Origin of the sequence: Massilia sp. 2TAF26, assembly GCF_052115005.1 — a bacterium.
GTDB lineage: Bacteria > Pseudomonadota > Gammaproteobacteria > Burkholderiales > Burkholderiaceae_D > Telluria.
The window spans coordinates 47,394-66,668 of sequence record NZ_JBFRFV010000028.1 but is presented as its reverse complement, the minus strand read 5'-3'; the positions used below and the strand labels follow the sequence as shown (position 1 = coordinate 66,668).

Sequence of the window (19,275 nt, the reverse complement as noted above, 5' to 3'; positions counted from 1 at the left end):
CGAAAAAATTCTCGAGCTAGTCAGCTTTACCCGTGCTTCGATCTGGACCATTGCCCCATGCCATCCATCACAGAACTCAAAAACTCATGTTGCCGATACGCAACAGATTGATTGATTCCCTTGAGCATTAGAAGTTAGCTATCGACTTTCGGTATCCCTACGTATAAAGTCAATTTCGCTGCCTGCTCCGTCCAATATGTAAGTGATGCCGCAACACTCTCCCGGTCGACTCCAGTTGCTCCCGCGTGCACCGCGCCTCTCCCGCCTGCTCGGTCACGCGCTCGAGACCTATATCGCGCTGCCGCTGTTCGCACTGCTGCCGCTGGTGGCGATCTGGATCGCGGCCTTCCACTTCATCGCCGCCGAGCGCGAAGCCGCCGTCACGGAAGCGCGCGAAGCGACCCGCGAACTGGTCGATACCTACGAAGCCCAGATGGCGCACCGCCTGACCGCGATCGACCAGACCCTGAAGGTGCTGAAGTACGCGGCCGAGCAGCACGGTCCGGCGGCGGCCATCGACGAGCTGCGCCGCGAGGGCCTGTTGCCGCCCGCGCTGGTGTTCGTGGTCGGAATCGCCGACCGCGATGGCCGCATCGTCGCCAGCAACCCGGCCATGCGGCCGCGGGACGTCTCGCACGAGACCTTCTTCACGGCCCACCGCGCCAGCGCATCGGCGGCGCCCTTCGTCAGCCAGGCCGTCGGCGACGCCGCCCGGGTCGAGCCGCACCTGCATTTCTCGCGCCGCATCGACGATGCCGCCGGCCGCTTCGCCGGGGTTGCCATCGTGGCGGCCGCCCCGGCCTATTTCACCAGCACCTACGAGCGTTCGCGCGAGGGCGAGCTGGGGCTGGTCGGCCTGATCGGCAGCGACGGCGTGGCGCGCGCGCTGCGCGTCGGCGACAAGGTCTCGTGGGGCCAGCAGGTGGCGCTCGACAACATGGCCAGCGACGCCCTCGACCCCCACCCCACCGCGCCCGACGGCGTGGCGCGCTACGTCAGCGTGCGCCGCCTGCACGGCTTTCCGCTGGCCGCCGTGATCGGCCTGGCCGAGAGCGAGGAGATGACGGACTACGAAGAGCGCCGCGGCAGTTTTCTGGTGGCCGCGGCCGCCGCCAGCGCCCTCCTGATCGCGCTGGTTGGCCTGATCAGCGCCTGGTCCTGGCAGCTGGCCAAGGCGCGCCGGCGCGAACGGCGCGCCCAGGAAACCTATGCGGCGGCCTCGGAGGCCAGCCTGGACGCCTTCTTCGTGCTGCGCAGCGTGCTCGATGCCGACGGCAAGGTGGTCGACTTCCTGGTCGAGGAGACCAACACCCGCGCCGAGCAGGTCACCGGCATCCCCAAGGAACAGCTGCGCGGCCGCCTGATGGGCGAGCTGCTGCCCTTCTACCGCATGAACGGCATGTTCGAGGAACTGGTCTCGGTGGTAGTCGACGGCAAGGCGGTCGAGACCGAGTGGCAGGCCGCCACCTCGCCGGCCGTCGGCCGCTGGCTGCAGCGCCAGATCGTGCCGGTCGAAGGCGGCGCGGTCGCCATGGTGCGCGACATCACCGAGCGCAAGCAGGCCGAGGAGCGAATCCGCCACCTGGCCCACCACGACGAACTGACTGGCCTGCCGAACCGCAGCCTGATCCGCGACCGCCTCGACCAGGCGGTGCTGAACGCCCAGCGCAACGGCAAGCACCTGGCGCTGGCCTTCGTCGACCTGGACGGCTTCAAGCTGGTCAACGACGGTCTCGGCCACAGCGCCGGCGACGAACTGCTGAAGGAGGTGGGCCGCCGCATGCAGGCCTGCCTGCGCCGCAACGACACCCTGGGCCGCCTGGGCGGCGACGAATTCGTGATCCTGCTGCCGGACGTCTCCGACAACGCCCTGGCGCTCACGCCGGTGCTGGAAAAGATCCGCCAGGCCGTCACCGAGCCGGTGCCGATCGGCGACCAGGCGGTCCAGATCAGCTGCAGCATGGGCGTGGTGATCTACCCGCGCGACGGCGACGATCCGAAGACCCTGATGATGAACGCGGACGCCGCGATGTACCGCGCCAAGGACCTGGGCAGCAACAACTTCCAGTTCTATACCCGCGAGATGAACGCGAGCGTTGAAGAAAAACTGATGCTGCTGGAAGGCCTGCGCAAAGCCTTCGATGCGACCCAGGGCGGCGACTCGCCGGCGGTGCCGGCGCCCGCCGGCCGCTTCTTCCTGATGTACCAGCCCAAGGTCGACCTGCGCACCGGCCGCATCTTCGGGGTCGAAGCCCTGATCCGCTGGCGCCACCCCGAGCACGGCATGGTGCCGCCGCCGCGCTTCATCGGCCTGGCCGAGGAATCCGGCCTGATCGTCGCGATCGGCGAATGGGTGCTGCGCACCGCCTGCCGCCAGGCCCAGCTCTGGCGCGCCGCCGGCCTCGAGCCGCTGACGGTGTCGGTCAACGTCTCGGCCCGCCAGTTCGAGGAAAAGCACCTGGTCGAGCGCATCGCCACGGCCCTGCGCGATACCGGCCTTCCGCCCTCCGCGCTGGAAGTGGAAGTCACCGAGAGCCTGCTGATGCGCGACATGACCCAGGCCGTCGAGCGCATGCGCGGGCTGAAGGACATGGGTGTCTCGCTGTCGATCGACGACTTCGGCACCGGCTATTCCAGCCTGTCGGCGCTGAAGTCCTTCCCGATCAGCACCCTGAAGATCGATAAAAGCTTCGTGCGCGACCTGGGCCACAGCCTTGATGACCAGGCGATCGCGCTGGCCGTGATCTCGCTCGGCCACCGCCTGCAGCTGCGGGTGATCGCCGAAGGCGTGGAAACCGAGGAGCAGCGCGAATTCCTGGTCGCCAACGAGTGCGACGAGATGCAGGGCTATCTGTTCTCGCCGCCGGTGCCGGCCGAACGCATCACGGAGATGCTGCTGGCCCAGGTACAGACGGAGCGCGCCGCATGAACCCATCGGGATGGTCCCGCGCCCTGTTCGGCGCCGACCCCAAGCTGCGCCGCATGATGACCTACTGGGGCGCGACGGCGGCGCTGTACACGGTCTTCATGGCCATCCTGATCGCGGCCGGCAGCCGCGGCCTGATCGACCACCGCGCCGCGCTCGGCCTGTCCAGCTATACCGCCGGCTGCATCGTCCTGTCCTACCTGCTGGTGCGCTTCAGCGCCGGCATCGGGCTGGCGCCGACCGGCGCCGCCGCTTTGCAGGCCGTGTTCGCCATCACCTGCACCATATGGGCGTATTCGATCTTCGGGCCGCTGCGCGGCGCCATCCTGATGGGGCTGATGGTGGTGGTGGTGTTCTGCACCTTCGCACTGCGCCCGCGCCAGACCCTGGTCCTGACCGCAGCCGCCGTGGGCGCCATGGGCGTCACCATGTGGTGGCACCAGGCCCACGATCCGGACAACTATCCGCCGCTGGTGGAAGCCGTGACCTTCATGATCATGGCGGGCTGCTCGATGTCGGTGACCCTGCTGACGGGCGAGGCCAGCAAGCTGCGCGCCCGCCTGAAGGGCAAGAAGGAAGCGCTGGAGCAGGCACTGGAGACGATCCGGACCCTGGCCACGGTCGACGAGCTGACCGCGCTGTCGAACCGCCGCCACATGAACGAGGTGCTGGCGCAGGAAGAGCGGCGCCACGGCGCAGGCACCGGAACGGCGGACCGCGGGACTTGCATCGCCCTGCTCGACATCGACTTCTTCAAGCAGATCAACGACCGCTACGGCCACGCCACCGGCGACACGGTGCTGCGCAGTTTTGCCGCCGCCGCCCGCGGCGAGCTGCGCGCGGGCGATGTGCTGTCGCGCTGGGGCGGCGAAGAATTCCTGCTGATGCTGCCCGATAGCGGCGAGCCGGAAGCCCGGACCGTGGTCGAGCGCATCCGCGCGCGCGTCGGCGCCCTGGCCGTCGAGGGCGTGGCGGACGGACACCGGATCAGTTTTTCGGCGGGCCTGACCGCGCGCCGCGGCGGCGAAGCGCTGGCCGATACCGTCAACCGCGCCGACAAGGCCCTGTACCAGGCCAAGTCCGCGGGGCGCGACCGCGTCGTCTCGGCTTAGACGAGAGGCTCTGCGCGCGGCGGCGCCGCCGCTTGTAGACGCGCCACCAGGGCGTCCGGATCGGCCTCCAGCATCATCAGGCCCGCATGCGCCGGGCGCACGAAGCCCTGCTCCACCATGTGGCCGACGAAGGCCGACAAGCCGTTCCAGAAACCGTGCGCGTTCAGCAGGCCGATCGGCTTGGCGTGGATGCCCAGCTGGGCCCAGGTGACCATCTCGAACAGTTCTTCCAGCGTGCCCATCCCGCCCGGCATGGCGATGAAGCCGTCCGCCAGGTCCGACATCATCGCCTTCCGCTCGTGCATGTCCTTGACCACGAACTGGCGCGTCAGGCCGGTGTGGCCGACTTCGCGCTCGAGCAGGGCGCGCGGGATCACGCCGGTGGCTTCGCCGCCCAGGCGCAGCACTTCGTCGGCGATCACACCCATCAGGCCGACCTTGCCGCCGCCGTAGACCAGGCCGATGTTGCGGCTCACCAGCACGCGGGCCAGGCCGCGCGCGGCGTCGGCATACAGGGGATCGGCGCCGGGCGAGGCGCCACAGTAGACGGCAATGGCTTTCATGCTTTTCCTTCGGGGGGCAGCTGCTTCAGGTAGTCGTCGGCGAGGCGCTCGAACAGGTCACGGGTCTCACCGCGCAGGTAGGGGCCGAGCATCGACAGCACCTGGTAGCAGCCGCGCGCGAGGGCGTCGGCGATCGCCTGCTGTTCGCTGTACTTGCGCGGGTTGCGCACGTATTCGTAGGACAGCCAGTAGGTTGCCACCACCACCATATTGGTGGCCATCGCGCCGATCTGGCTGTCGCCGGCTTCCAGCGAGCCTTCGCTGCGCAGGTCTTCGCACAGCTGGCGCGCGACCTTGATCTTGTGGGCCAGGATGGCCTTGAAGTGCAGTTCCAGCTTGCGGTTGCGCGACAGCAGGTCGTTGAGGTCGCGGTAGAAGAAACGGTAGCGCCAGATCAGCTCGAACATCATGCGCAGGTAGAGCCAGACGTCTTCCAGGTTCGAGCGGCGTCCGGCCGGCACGGTCAGCATGCGCCCGATCTCGGCCTCGAACTGGGCGAAGATCGAATTGACGATGTCGTCCTTGTTCCGGAAGTGGTAATACAGGTTCCCCGGAGAGATGTTCATCTCTTCGGCGATCACGGTGGTCGTGATGTTCGGCTCGCCGAATTCGTTGAACAGCCTGAGCGACAATTCGAGAATCCGTTCGCGGGTCCGGCGGGGCGCTTTTTGTTGCATGGAAGACGGCATGGTTGAACTCACCCGCAAGGATAACACCGACCGTCGGCCTCGGCCATATCGGCGGGCGGGCCGATCTTCGGCTCAGCTGCCGGCGCTGCGCTCCCGGAAGGCGGCGCGCAGGTCCTCGCGCAGGGCGCCGGCGGCCCAGGGCTTGGCGAGGTGGCGGTCGACCAGGCCGGCGGCGCAGGCGCGCTCGATCGGCTCGCGCTCGGACAGGCCGGACAGGATCAGGCGCACCGTGTGCGGATACAGGCGGCCGACATGGGCCATCAGTTCGGTGCCCTGCATGCCCGGCATGCACTGGTCGGACAGGATCACGTCGACCGGATGGCGGGCCAGCAGGTCGAGCGCCTCCTCGGCCGAGCCGGCGCTGAGGATGCGCCAGGGCTCGCCCTCGAGGCTGTCGACCAGCACCTCGCGCATGAAGCTGTCGTCGTCGACCACCAGCAGGGTCGGCAGCGCCGGCGCTTCAGGTGCTGTCAGCAGGAAGGCCTCGACCTCGGCGACGAAGCTGGCCGGTTCGATCGGCTTGCACACATAGCCGTCGAAGCCGGCCGCCAGCACCCGCTCGCGGTCCTGTTCCGGGCGCAGCGTACTCACGGCCAGCAGCGGGATCGCCGCGCAGCCGGGCTCCCGCTTCAGGACGCGCGCCACCGCATAGCCATCCATCGAAGGCAGGCGCAGGTCGCACACCACCAGGTCGGGCCGGCCGTCCAGCGCCAGCCGCAGGCCTTCCGCGCCGTCGCCGGCCTCGCTCACCGTGTGCCCGGCCGCGTGCAACAGCCATGCCATCAGCTCGCGGGTGGGCGGGTCGTCTTCGACGATGAGGATGCGCGCTGGCATGGTGGACTCCACGGTTCGGCCTTGTATTTACACGTTTTACTCTAGCACCGGGGCGCGCCGGAAGCCAGTGCCGCCAGCTCGTCCATGACCGCGGCCAGCACGCGCGGATTGCTGCCGAGGGCGACGTGGCCGACGCCGCCGAATTCGATGTTGCGCGCGCCTTCCAGGCGGCTCGATTCCTGCGGCGACACGATGTTGTCGTGGTGGGTGTAGAGCGAGGTGACGAGGGCGCGGTCAGCGCCGTCCTCGCTTGCCGCCAGCGCGCGCAGCCAGTCGCTGCCGGGCCGCATCTGAAAGGCATTCTTGCCCAGGCCGAAGCGCGCCAGCGCGGTGCCGTGGTGCGGCGTGCCGAGGGTGATCACGCGCGCCAGCGCCGCGCTGCCGTGGGCGCGCATCCAGGCCCGCGCCACCAGTCCGCCCATGCTGTGAGCGACGATCGCCACCCGGTCGGTGCCGGCGGCCGCGCACAGCTCGCGCACCGCGCGTTCGACCAGCGGCACGTAGTCGTCGATGTCGGCGGCCACCGGTTCCAGGTCCACCGTCGCGTGGCTGATGCGGGCCGCATCCAGCAGCGGCAGCAGGTGGGCCCAGTAGCCGCTGTTGCAGCCGTAACCGTGCAGCAGCAGCACCGGCGGCTGGCGGCTGTCCGGGTAGATGCGGGTGGCCGCGCGCGCGCAGGGCACGAACCAGGACGTCACCAGCATGCTGGCGCGGAATTCCTCGGCCAGCAGGCGCAGGCGGGCCCTGGCGCCGAGGCGGAAGGCCGGCGGCGTGGCGCTGGCGAAGTGGGCCGCCATCACGAAGTTGTTCATGTTGATCAAGAGGCGCACCAGCACCACGCTGCCCGCGCCCAGCAGGGCCGCCCGCCAGGGCGCCATCTCCAGGAAAGCCACGGCGCTCCAGCCGATCAGGAGCGCCGCCGCCAGCTGCACCAGCAGCAGCGCCCACAGCAGGCGGCGCGCGCTCTTCATGCTGCCCTCACGCGGCCGCGGGCTGGATCGCGGCCACCGGCTTGCCCGCTGCCGGCGCCGGTGCGGCGACAGGGCGTGCCGCCGGGCGGCCGGTGAGCGACTGCGCGAGCTGGCTGGCCAGGCGCGCGGTGATGCCGTAGATCGACAGCTGCGGATTGGCGCCGATCGAGGTCGGGAACAGCGAACCGTCGTGCACCGAGAGGTTGGCCAGTCCGTGGTAGCGCCCGTCCTGGCCGGTGACGCCGGCGCGCGGGTCGCCCGCCATCATGCAGCCGCCCATCACGTGGGCCGAGGCCACCTTGGGCAGGTGCGGGCGGTAAGGCAGCGCGGCGATGCCCTCCTTCGCTTCCTTCCACGACGCGTAGCGCGGTGCGGTCTCGTGCGCCACCTGCACGGCGTCGGCGCCGGCCGCGAACTGGATCTCGGCCATCGTCAACAGCGCGCGGCGGGCGCCGTCCCAGACCGGATCGTTCAGCGGATAGTCGAGCACCGGCGCCCCGCCCGCGCCCAGCTGGACGCTGCCGCCGCGCGAGTCCGGGTGGAAGCCGTCGCGCAGCAGGGCCAGCATGCCCTGCAGGTGGGGGAACTGGCGCATCATCTCCGCATGCCGGACGCCGAAGCCGGTCATGGTGGTCGACAACAGCACCGGGTGCAGCGGCGGCGCCTCCAGCTTGTAGCCGAGCGGGCCGTCGATCGCCTGGGTGTGCAGGAAGTGGTCCGAATACACGGTCTGCGGCGCGCCCGCATAGCCTTCGACGCGCTCGGGGAAAATCGCGGCCGAGATCAAGGTCGGGTGCAGGAAGGTGCGCTTGCCCAGCAGTCCGTTCGGATCCGGCGCTTTCGAGCGCAGCATCAGCGCCGGCGAGTTGATCGCGCCGCCCGCCAGCACATAGTGTTTCGCGCGCAGGCGCAGCTTGCGGCCGGTGGGCTGGATGCCGCCGGCGTCCAGCAAGCTGCAGTCGAGCGCCGCGATCCTTTCGCCTTCGATCTGGAAGCGCTCGGCGCGGGCGCGCGTGACCAGCGTGGCGCCATGGTCGAGGCTTGACGGAATGGTCGATACCAGCATCGACTGCTTGGCATTGGTCGGGCAGCCCATGCCGCAATAGCCGAGGTTCCAGCAGCCGTTGACGTTGCGGCGGATGAAGCCGGTCGGGATGCCGAGCCTGTCGGCGCCGCGCCGCAGCAGGTCGTTGTTCTCGTTCGGCGCGGCCTGCCAGTCGCCGATGTGCAGGCGCGCCTCCATCAGCTCGAACCAGGGCTTGAGGTCCTGTTCGCTGTAGGTGTCGAGGCGATGGCGCTGCTGCCAGAACTTGAGGGTGTCGGGCGGGGTGCGGAAGCTCGAGGTCCAGTTGACCGTGGTCGAGCCGCCGACGGTGCGGCCCTGCAGGATGGTGATCGCCTTGTCCTTGGTCTTGCGGGCGGCCGATTCCTGGTACAGCGTGGGGTAGGCGTCGGCTTCGCGCATCTTGAAGTCGCGCGAGGATTTCAGCGCGCCCTCTTCCACGATGATCACGGACAGTCCGCTGAGTGCCAGGATCTCGGCCGTCACGCCGCCGCCGGCGCCGCTGCCGACGATGACGACGTCGGCGTCGAGCGTGCGATCGGTGTCGAGGCGGGCGCCGTCGACGATCTTCCAGCCGCGCGCCAGGCCGGCTTCGTATGGGTCGGGGATGATGGCGGTATTACTCATGCGCGCTCCTCATGCGAGTTCCTTCAGCGGTCCCGGATAGCCGATCGCCGCCCAGTTGGCGTCGTCGCTGTACCAGCTGCCGAGCACCAGGTCGTGCAGGGCCTGGTAGGCGGTGCGGAACAGGGCCAGCCGGTGGGTGCGCCAGTCCTGCAGCCAGGCGCTCACTTCATCGTCCTTCGCCTCCAGCCAGCCGTGCGGGATGCCGGTCAGCAGGCGCCGCGCCGGTCCCAGCGCGAGCAGGCCGAACAGATCCTGCACCTCCTGCTGGGTGGCCAGCGGCAGACCGTGGATGGTCTGGTTCAGCCTTTCCGTCGTTGACGCGATGGCCCTGGCGCGCTGCGCCGGTTCACTGGGCAGCACGCCGGCCAGGACCGCCGGCACGATCGCATGCAGGGCATTGCGCGCCTCGCCGTCGAGCACGAAACGCCGGGGCGCCGGCGGATGCGCATAACGGTAGAGGCCGCCGCCGGCGGCCAGCACGAGCGTCGCCAGGGCGCCCGCCTTGAGGAAGGATCTGCGGCCAGTCTCCATATCGAACCCCTATCTTGCTTTTTTGCCTAGTGTAAGCGAAAGATCCGACAGCAAAACGCCGAAAACTAGAGCGCCGCGTCTAGCCGCCAAAATTCGGGGTCAAAATTCGGGGTCAGAGCACATTTCCGACTTAATTCGGGGTCAGAGCGATTTTCACCTTGCCGGCCCAGGCGAAGCTCGCTTGCATGGACGGCCAGAATGCCAGATTTCGTTTGCGCTGGAGGCCTGGACGGCAAACTTCCTTTGCCTGCCATTCCGGTGAGCCCTTGTTCAGAAAAGTGCTCTGACCCCGAATTTAAACAATAAAGTGCTCTGACCCCGAATTTTAGTCGCGGTGCTTTTGCATCTGGCGGGCGATGCCGCGCAGGATGTTGACTTCTTCGGTTTCGAGCTGGGTGCGGGCGAACAGGCGTTTCAGGCGCGGCATCAGTTTTTTGGGGTTGTCGGCGTTCAGGAAGCCGATGGCGACCAGCGCTTCTTCGAGGTGGGCGTACATGCCTTCGATCTGCGCCATGGTGGCGGCCTCGCCCTGGAAGCCGATGCCGGCCTGGGTGCGGTTCTCCCCTTCCGCGGCCAGGCGGCATTCGTAGGCCAGCACCTGGGCGGCCTGGGACAGGTTCAGCGAGGAATACGCCGGGTTGGCCGGAATGTTGATCAGCACGTTGCAGCCGGCGACGATGTCGTTCGGCAGGCCGACGCGCTCGTTGCCGAGGATCAGGGCCGGGCGCAGGTCGGCCATCGCGGCCACATGGGCAGAGAAATCGCGTGGCGACCACACCGGCGGCGAGAATTCGCGCAGCCGGGCCGACACCGCGGCGGCGAAATTGCAGCCCTCCAGCGCTTCCTGCACGCTGCCGACGATGCGCGCCCCCTCCAGCACGTCGATGGCGCCGCTGGCGAAGGCGACCGCCTCGGCATCAATCAGCGGACTGTCGCAGCGCGGCGACACCAGCACCAGGTCGCTGAAGCCCATGGTCTTCATGGCGCGCGCGACCGAGCCGACATTGCCCGCGCGGCTGGTTTCCACTAGCACAAAGCGTAGGCGTTTAAAGAGAGATATGTCAGTTTCGGTCGGGTTCATTGTAAAATAGCGCCATCGCGCGGTGACGAGCGGTTGAAATGCAGCCTGGGTCGAAGGATCCGGCGGCGATTTTAACGGTTTCGGCACCGCTTTGCTCTTTGTCATTCTCGTTCATGGATCGTTCACGGCGCCTGCTGCGCGGTGGGCGTCAGCATTTTTCAGGAAGCCCTCATGCACCCAATGCTCAACACGGCCATCAAGGCCGCCCGCCGCGCCGCCACGGTCATCAACCGCGCATCGTTCGATCTCGACCGTATCACCATCAGCGAAAAAAGCCATAACAATTTCGTCACCGACATCGACCAGGCCTCGGAACAGGCGATCGTCGAGACCCTGCTGAAGGCCTACCCCGACCACGCGATCCTGGGCGAAGAGACCGGCGCATCGAGCAACCTGAACGACGAGAGCGAATACGTCTGGATCATCGATCCGATCGACGGCACCACCAACTTCCTGCACGGCTACCCGAACTACTGCATCTCGATCGCGCTGCAGCAACGCGGCATGATCACCCAGGCCGTGGTCTACGACCCGGTCCGCAACGATCTGTTCACCGCCACCAAGGGCGCCGGCGCCTACCTGAACGAGAAGCGCATCCGCGTGCGCAACCCGGAACGCATCAACAAGGCCCTGATCGGCTCCGGCCACGGCACCGACCCGCGCGCGCTGGCCGAATACCTGCGCATGTACGAAGTGGTGGCCCAGCGCTGCCACGGCGTACGCTCGAGCGGCTCGGCCGCGCTGGAACTGGCCAACGTGGCCGCCGGCCGCGTCGACGGCTTCTTCGAGAAGGGCCTGAAGATCTGGGACATCGCCGCCGGCTCGCTGCTGGTGACCGAAGCGGGCGGTATCGTCGGCGAATTCAGCGGCGAATCCGAATACCTGAACAAGGGCGACATCATTGCCGCCGGCCCGAAGGTCTTCGCCGGCATGGTCGCGGTCCTGAAACCGTTCGCATAAAAACGTTCTTGCGGCCTTTCGCGTAGAATAGAGGCCGTGTCAGTCCGGGCGCTCGCAAGAGCAGGCCCGGCGCGGCCAGTGCTTCAGCGCCAGTCACGGCGCCGCGCTGCCCGCTTCCACCGGCAATGTCGCCGCGCTAAAATTTCCATAGCGAAACATTTTTAACTATAATGCCGTGTGGCGCCGACCCTCTTTTGCCGGCGCCGCGCCTCTCGGTGTGTGCCGGCTCCAGTACCGGCCTCCTCGTGTCGTGTAATCCGATCGGCTGGACTGGCGTCTTCGATGCGAGGACGACGGGCCGATCCCTACAGAAAAACTATGTCATTCAATACTCTCGGTCTGACCGACGCCCTCGTCCGTGCCGTTACTGAAGCGGGTTACACCGCGCCGACCCCGATCCAGGCACAGGCCATTCCGGCCGTGCTCGGCGGCGGCGACCTGCTCGCCGGCGCCCAGACCGGCACCGGCAAGACCGCCGGATTCACCCTGCCCGTGCTGCACCGCCTGTCGACCGACAAGGCCGGCCTGGCGCTGGCGAATAAAAGCTCGAAGCGCCCGATCCGCGCCCTGGTGCTGGCCCCGACCCGCGAACTCGCGGCCCAGGTCGAAGAAAACATCCGCACCTACGCCAAGTACACCAACCTGAACTCCGCCGTGATCTTCGGCGGCGTCGGCATCCACCCGCAGATCAAGCTGCTGGCCAACGGCGTCGACATCCTGGTCGCCACCCCGGGCCGCCTGCTCGACCACGTCGGCCAGGGCACCATCAAGCTCGACAAGATCGAGATCCTGGTGCTGGACGAAGCCGACCGCATGCTGGACATGGGCTTCATCCACGACATCAAGAAGGTGCTGGCCGTGCTGCCGCCGAAGCGCCAGAACCTGCTGTTCTCGGCCACCTTCTCGGACGAGATCAAGGCACTGGCCGACAAGCTGCTGAACAACCCGGCACTGATCGAAGTGGCGCGCCGCAACTCGACCGTGGAAGTCATCGAGCAGATGATCCACCCGGTGGACCGCGACAAGAAGCACCCGATGCTGGCCCACCTGATCAAGACCAACAACTGGAAACAGGTGCTGGTGTTCACCCGCACCAAGCACGGTGCCAATAAACTGGTCGAGCAGCTCGGCAAGGACGGCATCGGCGCGATGGCGATCCACGGCAACAAGAGCCAGTCGGCGCGCACCAAGGCCCTGGCCGAGTTCAAGGACGGCAGCCTGACCGCCCTGATCGCCACCGACATCGCGGCGCGCGGCATCGACATCGACCAGCTGCCCCACGTGGTCAACTACGACCTGCCGAACGTGCCGGAAGATTACGTGCACCGGATCGGCCGCACCGGCCGCGCCGGCGCCACCGGCGAGGCCGTGTCCCTGGTCTGCGTCGACGAACACCAGATGCTCAAGGACATCGAGAAGCTCATCAAGCAAACCCTGCCGCGCCAGGTGATCCCGGGCTTCGAGCCGGATCCGAACGCCAAGGCGCAGCCGATCCAGTTGCGCAGCGGCGCGCCCGGCCATGGCGGCCGTGGCGGCCGTCCGGGCGGTGGACGTCCTGGCGGCGGTGCTCCGCGCGGCGCAGCGCCGGCGGGCAGGAGCGCCGCGCCGGCCGGTCAGCGCGGCAGCGCACCGGCAGGCGGCGCGCCGCGTAACGGTGGCCAGCCCGGCGCCAACCGCGGCGGCAATGGCGGCGGCGCACGCGGCAACGGTGGCAATGGCGGCGGTGGCGGCCGTGGTCCGCGTCCGGCCAATGCACGCAGCGGCGGTGGCCGCTAAGCCGGACAGACGCCTCAGGGCCTGAGAAACCGGGGCCGCGCAAACTTCCCTGTTGCGCGGCCCCGGTTTTTTTACGCCTCGATGAGATAGTTGAGCACTCAAGTACTTTGCAAGCGTTGCAAAACCCTATATATTTGAGCAGTCAAGTACTTTTCAAATATTGGAGGACCATCATGAGCGACACCCTCACCACCGAATTCTGCCTGCGCATGGGACGCGCCTGGGCCACCCTCTCGCGCCGCCTCGACAGCGCCCTCGGCGGCCACTTCGGCATCAGCTTTGCCGACTACCAGATGCTGCTGCACCTGCAGCGCGCGCCCGGCGGACGCCTGCGCCGCGTCGACCTGGCCGAGAAGCTGGGCCTGACCGCTTCCGGCGTGACCCGCTCGCTGCTGCCGCTTGAAAAGATCGGCCTGGTCGACCGCCAGAGCGATCCGCGCGACGCCCGCGTCGGCTACGCCATCATCACGGCCACCGGCAACGACATGGTAAGCAATGCCACCGCCGTGGTCGACGACATCAGCCGCGCCATGCTGGGCGCGCCGTCGCGGGCCCAGCTGGAAGCGACCTCGGCCTTGCTGGCCCAGCTGGCGGGCGGCGGCCAATAATCCTTCTTCAAGCGGAACGCCATGGACAACAAGGATCAACACCATCGGCGCGGCGCCCTGCTGCGCGACCCCAACTTCGCCTGGCTGATGAGCGGCGGCGTGATTTCCGCCCTCGGCGACCAGTTCACCATGATCGCCCTGCCCTGGCTGGTGCTGCAGCTGACCCACGATCCGCTCGCGCTCGGCATGATGGTGGCCGTGATGGGCGTGCCGCGCGCCGTCCTGATTCTGTTCGGCGGCGCCCTGGTCGACCGCCATTCGCCCAAGCGGGTGCTGATGCTGACCAAGCACGTCAACACAGTGCTGCTGGGCCTGCTTGCGGCCCTGGTGCTGAGCGGCCGCGCGACTTTGCCGCTGGTGACGGCGCTGGCCGTGGTCCTGAGCATCGCCTCGGCCTTCAGTATCCCGGCCGGCACCTCGATGCTGCCGCAGGCGGTGGCGCTGCAGCACCTGCAGGCGGCCAACGGCATGATGATGGCGGTGCGCCAGGTAACGATGCTGGCCGGGCCGCTGCTGGCCGGCCTGCTGTTCCTGCTGGCCGGCGACGGCAGCGCCGGCGTTCGCGGCGGCGGCGCCGCCGGCCTCGGCCTGGCCTTCGGCTTCGACGCCGTCAGCTTCGCGCTGTCGGCCTGGACCCTGGCGAAAGTCAGGCCGCTGGCGGCAAGCGCGCCGCAGCAGGCACGCGAGCCGGTGCTGCGCGCGGTCGGCGCCGGCCTGGCGACCGTATGGCGCGACACCACCCTGCGCACCGCCTTCTTCTACTGGGGCCTGTGCGCCTGCGTGACCGGCGGCGTGATGCAGGTGGCGATGCCGCTGCTGGCCAGCGAGCGCCTGCACGGCGCCTCCGCCCTCGGCCTGCTGATGGGCGCCCACGGCACCGGCGCGCTGGCCGGCATGGCCCTGTCCGGCAGCTTCGGCAGGCGCCGCCTGGGCAGTCTCGGCCTGACCCTGCTACTGGTCGACGGCCTGGCCGGCTTCCTCCTGATGCCGCTGGGGCTGGTCACGGCGAGCTGGCAGGGCATGCTGATCCTCGCGGCGATCGGGGTGCTGGGCGGCTATGTGCAAGTGGCCGTGTTCACCTGGATCCAGCAGCGCGTGGCGCCGAGCATGCTGGGACGCATGATGAGCATCTTCATGTTCGTCTTCATGGGCCTGGCGCCGCTGGCCGCGGCGGTCGCCGGCTGGCTGGCCAGCGCCGTCACCCTGGCGAGCCTGTTCGTCGGCGCCGGCCTGGGCCTGAGCGTGGCGGCCCTGGCGGCCTGGCTGTTCACGCCGATGGCGAAGATGGCCGACGCCGCGCCGCCGGCGTCAATAAGCTAAAATTAATCTTATGCCAAAATTCGCCGCCAACCTCAGCCTGATGTTCAACGAGCTCGGCTTCCTCGAACGCTTCGCCGCGGCGCGCGCGGCGGGCTTCGACGCGGTCGAGTTCCTGTTCCCCTATGCCTTCGAGCCGGAACAGATCCTGGGCCGCCTGCAGCGCTACAAGCTGCAGCTGGTCCTGCACAATTTCCCGCCCGGCGACTGGGCCGCGGGCGAGCGCGGCTTCGCCTGCGATCCGCGCCGGGTCGGCGAATTCCAGGACAGCGTCGAGCAGGCCCTCGACCATGCGACCGAACTCGGCGTGCCGCGCCTGCACTGCATGGCCGGCAAGCTGCCGTCGAACGTGGCGCCGGCGCGCGCCCACGCCACCTTCGTGGCCAACCTGCGCTTCGCCGCCGACGCCTGCGCGCGCCACGGCATCGAGGTCCTGATCGAGCCGATCAACGATCGCGACATGCCCGGCTACTTCCTGACGCACAGCAGCCAGGCCGCCGCCATCATCGAGGAATGCGGCGCCCCCAACCTCTTCCTGCAGTACGACGTCTACCACATGCAGCGCATGGAGGGAGAACTCGCCAATACCTTGCGCGAGCGCCTGCCGCTGATCCGCCACATCCAGATCGCCGACGTGCCGGGCCGCCACGAACCGGGCAGCGGCGAGATCAACTACCCCTTCCTGTTCCGCCTGTTGGACCAGCTCGGCTACGAAGGCTGGGTAGGCTGCGAATACATCCCGCAGGGCGATACCGTGGCGGGCCTGAGCTGGCGTGAGGCTTTCGTCCGCTGACTTGATCCGAGGCAAGGTAGCCAGCAGGCAACTTTGAAAGAATGGGTTTTTCGAGCACGGCCTTTTGCCGGCTAGAAAGGACCCATGGACATCTGTCGCACTCTCACGCGTTACCTGCTTGTCCTTGCCGCCGGCCTCACGCTGGCCGCCTGCGCCGGTCCCGGCGGCCAGCTCAGCCTGGCCGAAGTCCGGCAGTTCGCCGACGCTTCGGCCCGCCTCGGCGGCCATGCCGAGCTATCCAGGCGCTACCGCGACACCTACGAGCGCGAGCAGCCCTACCTGTCGCCGGCCGCCGACCGCATCGCGAAAGAGAACGATGCGCGCCGCAAGGCCGTCTACGAAGACTACATCAGCATCCAGAAGAGCCTGGTGCTGTATATGCAGACCCTGAGCCTGTTGGCCGGCGATGCCCGCTATGACCTCTCGCCCCAGCTCGACGATCTCGGCAACGGCCTGAAGGCGAATGCCGAGTCCGGCCTGCAGCAGCGCCACATCGCCGCCTATACCGGGCTGACCCGCCTGCTGACCCGGGCGATCGCCTCCGGCTACCAGAACCGCAGCGTCGAGACCATGGTGCGCGACGGCGACGCCGACGTGCAGATACTGCTGGACGCGATGATCGCCCTGACCCGCCTGTACGCGAAGACCAACGAGAACGAGAAGAAGACCATCCTCGGCATCTTCGACGTCGAGATCCCGTTCTCGACCAAGAATTCGGACCGCATGCTGGTGACCCTGGCCAAGGTGCACTACATGACCAAGGCCAACGAATACAAGCTGATCGACAAGCGCTATGACGCGGCCATGCAGGGCCTGACCAAGGTGGCGCAAGGCCACCAGAAGATGCGCGAGAACCTGCACAATCTGACGTCGCCGGAGGTGCGCGCGCTGCTGTCCGCCTATGGGCGCGACCTGATCGCCCTGCGCGACGCCCTGTCCGACTCCCCCTGATTCCCGAGCCCGAGGAAACCCATGGCAAACGACAAGCCCACCCCGCCCAAGGCGCCGCCGACCCCGGCCGAGGCCCTGTCCACCGCGAAGCAGGTCGAGGAACTGGCCGACAAGCTGTCCGCCTGCGCCGACAGCATCCACGAGCGGGTGATGCGCGACATCCACCAGAGCCAGGAACAGCACCACGGCGAGGTGCCGGAATCCGAGCAGGCCGTGGCCCGTGCCCTGCTCGACGCCGAGATCGAGCTGCGCCAGCGCGCCAACCGCCTCTACGACGACGCCGCCGCCTGCGTGGTCGGCTCGCTCGGCCAGTCCCAGCAGCACCTGGTCGCCCTCACTCTGGACGCCGCCGACAAGATCCGCAAGATCACCCGCATCGGCGACGGCATCACCCTGGTCGCCCGCCTGCTGGGCCTGGCCGCGGCGGCCAGCACCGGCCAGGTGTTGCCGATCCTGGCCGCGATCTCCCAGCTCAAGACCCAGCTCGACGTCATTGCCATGCACGAGGCGCCGCCGGCCGCGAGCGCCTGACAGAAGCCCCAGGGTTTTTGTTAGGCGTTCGAAGTTTGCGCTACACTGGGTTCTCTCGCAGCATCCATCGGAGGGCCCTTCCCATGAGCGTCAATCCAAGCGTCCAGTCCGGCGGCGCGGACCTGGACCTGCTCGCACGTCTGAAATCGATGCTGGAGCAGCGCCTGCGGGCGCTGGAGAGCGCGGCGCCGCCCCAAGCCGCCGAGGGCGAGCTGCCGGTTTCGGAAGTGGAAAGTTCGCCGCTCGACCGCGCCACCGTGCGCCTGCTGAACGACCTTTCGCGCGAAGCGGCGGGCCACCATGCGGCCGAGATGCAGGTGCTGCGCCACGCGCTGGCCAAGTTCGAAGACGGCAGCTATGGCTTGTGCGAAATGTGCGGCCAGGCTATCGGCGAGTCGCGCCTGCTGGCGAAGCCCGAAGCGCGCCTGTGTATCGCCTGCCAGACGCGCGCCGAGCGCTCCCGCTGACGATCCCGACGATCAGTACATGTGCTGGCCGCCGTTGATGGCAAAATTCGACCCCGTCATGAAGCCGGCATCCTCGGACACCAGATAGGCCACCAGGCCGGCCACCTCGTCCGGCTCGCCCAGGCGGCCCATCGGAATCTGCGGCAGGATCTTGCCGCTCATCACATCCGGCGGCACCGCCTCCACCATGCGGGTACGCAGGTAGCCGGGCGACACCGTGTTGACGGTGATGCCGTGGCGCGCCATCTCCAGCGCCAGCGCCTTGGTGAAACCGTGCATGCCGGCCTTGGCGGCGGCGTAGTTGGTCTGGCCGAAGGCGCCCTGTTGGCCGTTGACCGAGGAGATGTTGACGATGCGGCCCCAGCGCCGCGCCATCATCGGTTCGATGGCCTGCTTGCTCAGGTTGAATACGCTGTCGAGGTTGGCGCGCAGCACGGCCTGCCAATCCTCCAGGCTCATCTTGCGCAGGCTGCGGTCGCGCGTGATGCCGGCATTATTCACCAGCACGTCCAGCCGACCCATCTCGGACAAGAGCTTCTGCATCATCCACTCGCAGTCGCCGTAGTCGGTGACGTCGACCTTGTAGGCCTGGAAGCGGTAGCCGTCGTCGCGCTGGGCCGCCAGCCAGGCTTCCGGCGCGGGGTTGTGCGGCGACCAGGTCGCCGCCACCTGGAATCCCTCGTCGTGCAGGCGGCGGCAGATCGCCGTGCCCAGCCCGCCCATTCCCCCCGTTACCAAGGCTACTTTTGCAGCTGCTTTGTCTTCGTGCATGTCTGTCGTCTCCTCGCCGGTAAGGCCGCGCCGTGAGCGCGGCGGAAACACCGAGTCTAGAAGCGCTGCCGTACTCAGCGTTGACAAATCTCAAACAGCCCTGACCCGGGGAATGTCCGGGAAATGCTCAGCGGATGATGTCGGGGGTGCTGCACGGCTCGAAATCGGCCCAGTCGCCATCCACGATATTACCCCTTGCGCGCTCGATCTGGGTGGCGCCCAGGCCACGCAGCACGTCCACCGCCCGCGCCTCCATGCCCGAATCGTCGAAAGCGACCGCGACCAGCATGCCGGCATGGCGGATCTCGGCCGGCGCCTCGCCGCCCTTTTCACGCTCGCCGGCTTCCTTCATCTTCGAAAAGCTGAACAGCGAGCCGACGTGGGCGCCGACCAGGCCGCCGACCACCGGCCCCAGTGGCCCGGTGAACGGGATCGTGGCCGCGCCCGCCACCGCGCCGATCACCGCGCCAGCGCTGGCGCCCTCCACCACGCCTAACGGCGTTTCCTTGGCGCCCGGCGACTGGATGTGGTCGCCGCCGATCGGGGTCTGGTCGTGCTGGCCCGGCTGGCTCAGGTAGAAGCCGCTGATACGCTCGCCCGCGAAACCGGCGTCGAGCAGGGCGCGGCGCGCCTGCTCGATGTCTTCCAGCAGCTGAAAGTGCCCTGCGATGATCATGGACATTGGTCAACCCTCCTGGATTCGT

General features: G+C 68.0%; 20 protein-coding genes. 10 read left to right on the top strand and 10 right to left on the bottom strand.

Annotation, left to right across the window (positions count from 1 at the left end; translation table 11 throughout):
* Positions 1-235: 235 nt before the first annotated feature.
* Both AB4Z32_RS22670 and AB4Z32_RS22665 read left to right on the top strand, forming a co-directional pair.
* Positions 236-2,929, top strand: coding sequence for a bifunctional diguanylate cyclase/phosphodiesterase (locus AB4Z32_RS22670; protein ID WP_442124125.1), 2,694 nt, complete (start codon positions 236-238; stop codon positions 2,927-2,929).
* Positions 2,926-4,038 carry a diguanylate cyclase gene (locus tag AB4Z32_RS22665; protein WP_442124124.1) on the top strand — a complete coding sequence of 371 codons (1,113 nt, stop codon included), beginning with the start codon at positions 2,926-2,928 and terminating at the stop codon, positions 4,036-4,038. The genes AB4Z32_RS22670 and AB4Z32_RS22665 overlap by 4 nt, the downstream gene beginning before the upstream one ends.
* On the opposite strand, the gene AB4Z32_RS22660 is transcribed toward AB4Z32_RS22665, so the two are convergent.
* The 8 genes from AB4Z32_RS22660 to AB4Z32_RS22625 form a co-directional block, all read right to left on the bottom strand.
* On the bottom strand, positions 4,035-4,601 hold the full coding sequence (locus AB4Z32_RS22660) for a TIGR00730 family Rossman fold protein (protein ID WP_442124123.1): 567 nt from the start codon (positions 4,599-4,601) through the stop codon (positions 4,035-4,037). The genes AB4Z32_RS22665 and AB4Z32_RS22660 overlap by 4 nt on opposite strands.
* A complete protein-coding gene (locus AB4Z32_RS22655; RefSeq protein WP_442124122.1) occupies positions 4,598-5,278 on the bottom strand; it encodes a TetR/AcrR family transcriptional regulator in 681 nt (226 codons plus the stop codon). Before AB4Z32_RS22655 ends, AB4Z32_RS22660 begins: the two co-directional genes overlap by 4 nt.
* 84 nt (positions 5,279-5,362) lie before the next feature.
* Positions 5,363-6,124 (bottom strand): response regulator, encoded by a 762-nt coding sequence (locus tag AB4Z32_RS22650; RefSeq protein ID WP_442124121.1) that lies wholly within the window; start codon positions 6,122-6,124, stop codon positions 5,363-5,365.
* Positions 6,125-6,165: 41 nt separating this feature from the next.
* Positions 6,166-7,095, bottom strand: a complete 930-nt coding sequence (locus tag AB4Z32_RS22645; protein WP_442124120.1) for an esterase/lipase family protein — start codon at positions 7,093-7,095, stop codon at positions 6,166-6,168.
* A 7-nt stretch (positions 7,096-7,102) separates the two neighbouring features.
* On the bottom strand, positions 7,103-8,785 hold the full coding sequence (locus AB4Z32_RS22640) for a GMC family oxidoreductase N-terminal domain-containing protein (RefSeq protein ID WP_442124119.1): 1,683 nt from the start codon (positions 8,783-8,785) through the stop codon (positions 7,103-7,105).
* Between the two features lie 9 nt (positions 8,786-8,794).
* A complete protein-coding gene (locus tag AB4Z32_RS22635; RefSeq protein ID WP_442124118.1) occupies positions 8,795-9,316 on the bottom strand; it encodes a twin-arginine translocation signal domain-containing protein in 522 nt (173 codons plus the stop codon).
* 325 nt (positions 9,317-9,641) lie between these two features.
* Positions 9,642-10,397 carry an RNA methyltransferase gene (locus AB4Z32_RS22630; protein ID WP_442124117.1) on the bottom strand — a complete coding sequence of 252 codons (756 nt, stop codon included), beginning with the start codon at positions 10,395-10,397 and terminating at the stop codon, positions 9,642-9,644.
* Complete coding sequence (locus AB4Z32_RS22625; RefSeq protein ID WP_442124116.1) at positions 10,378-10,512, bottom strand: hypothetical protein; 135 nt, start codon at positions 10,510-10,512, stop codon at positions 10,378-10,380. Before AB4Z32_RS22625 ends, AB4Z32_RS22630 begins: the two co-directional genes overlap by 20 nt.
* Before the next feature lie 65 nt (positions 10,513-10,577).
* Between AB4Z32_RS22625 and AB4Z32_RS22620 the strand changes: the two genes are divergently transcribed.
* The 8 genes from AB4Z32_RS22620 (at position 10,578) to AB4Z32_RS22585 (ending at position 17,800) form a co-directional block, all read left to right on the top strand.
* The gene (locus AB4Z32_RS22620) at positions 10,578-11,357 is read left to right on the top strand and encodes an inositol monophosphatase family protein (RefSeq protein WP_442124136.1); all 780 of its coding nucleotides are present in this window, start codon (positions 10,578-10,580) and stop codon (positions 11,355-11,357) included.
* A 318-nt stretch (positions 11,358-11,675) separates the two neighbouring features.
* Positions 11,676-13,133, top strand: coding sequence for a DEAD/DEAH box helicase (locus tag AB4Z32_RS22615; RefSeq protein WP_442124115.1), 1,458 nt, complete (start codon positions 11,676-11,678; stop codon positions 13,131-13,133).
* Between the two features lie 173 nt (positions 13,134-13,306).
* Complete coding sequence (locus tag AB4Z32_RS22610; RefSeq protein ID WP_442124114.1) at positions 13,307-13,741, top strand: MarR family winged helix-turn-helix transcriptional regulator; 435 nt, start codon at positions 13,307-13,309, stop codon at positions 13,739-13,741.
* Positions 13,742-13,762: 21 nt separating this feature from the next.
* Complete coding sequence (locus AB4Z32_RS22605; RefSeq protein WP_442124113.1) at positions 13,763-15,061, top strand: MFS transporter; 1,299 nt, start codon at positions 13,763-13,765, stop codon at positions 15,059-15,061.
* Between the two features lie 10 nt (positions 15,062-15,071).
* Complete coding sequence (gene otnI / locus AB4Z32_RS22600) at positions 15,072-15,851, top strand: 2-oxo-tetronate isomerase (protein WP_442124112.1); 780 nt, start codon at positions 15,072-15,074, stop codon at positions 15,849-15,851.
* Positions 15,852-15,935: 84 nt separating this feature from the next.
* Positions 15,936-16,802 carry a hypothetical protein gene (locus tag AB4Z32_RS22595; RefSeq protein WP_442124111.1) on the top strand — a complete coding sequence of 289 codons (867 nt, stop codon included), beginning with the start codon at positions 15,936-15,938 and terminating at the stop codon, positions 16,800-16,802.
* 21 nt (positions 16,803-16,823) lie between these two features.
* Positions 16,824-17,333, top strand: a complete 510-nt coding sequence (locus AB4Z32_RS22590) for a hypothetical protein (protein ID WP_442124110.1) — start codon at positions 16,824-16,826, stop codon at positions 17,331-17,333.
* An 83-nt stretch (positions 17,334-17,416) separates the two neighbouring features.
* Complete coding sequence (locus AB4Z32_RS22585; RefSeq protein ID WP_442124109.1) at positions 17,417-17,800, top strand: TraR/DksA family transcriptional regulator; 384 nt, start codon at positions 17,417-17,419, stop codon at positions 17,798-17,800.
* 12 nt (positions 17,801-17,812) lie between these two features.
* Here the strand turns inward: AB4Z32_RS22585 and phbB are convergent, their stop codons facing one another.
* The gene (gene phbB / locus AB4Z32_RS22580; RefSeq protein ID WP_442124108.1) at positions 17,813-18,571 is read right to left on the bottom strand and encodes an acetoacetyl-CoA reductase; all 759 of its coding nucleotides are present in this window, start codon (positions 18,569-18,571) and stop codon (positions 17,813-17,815) included.
* Between the two features lie 127 nt (positions 18,572-18,698).
* On the bottom strand, positions 18,699-19,253 hold the full coding sequence (locus AB4Z32_RS22575) for a hypothetical protein (protein WP_442124107.1): 555 nt from the start codon (positions 19,251-19,253) through the stop codon (positions 18,699-18,701).
* Positions 19,254-19,275 lie beyond the last annotated feature (22 nt).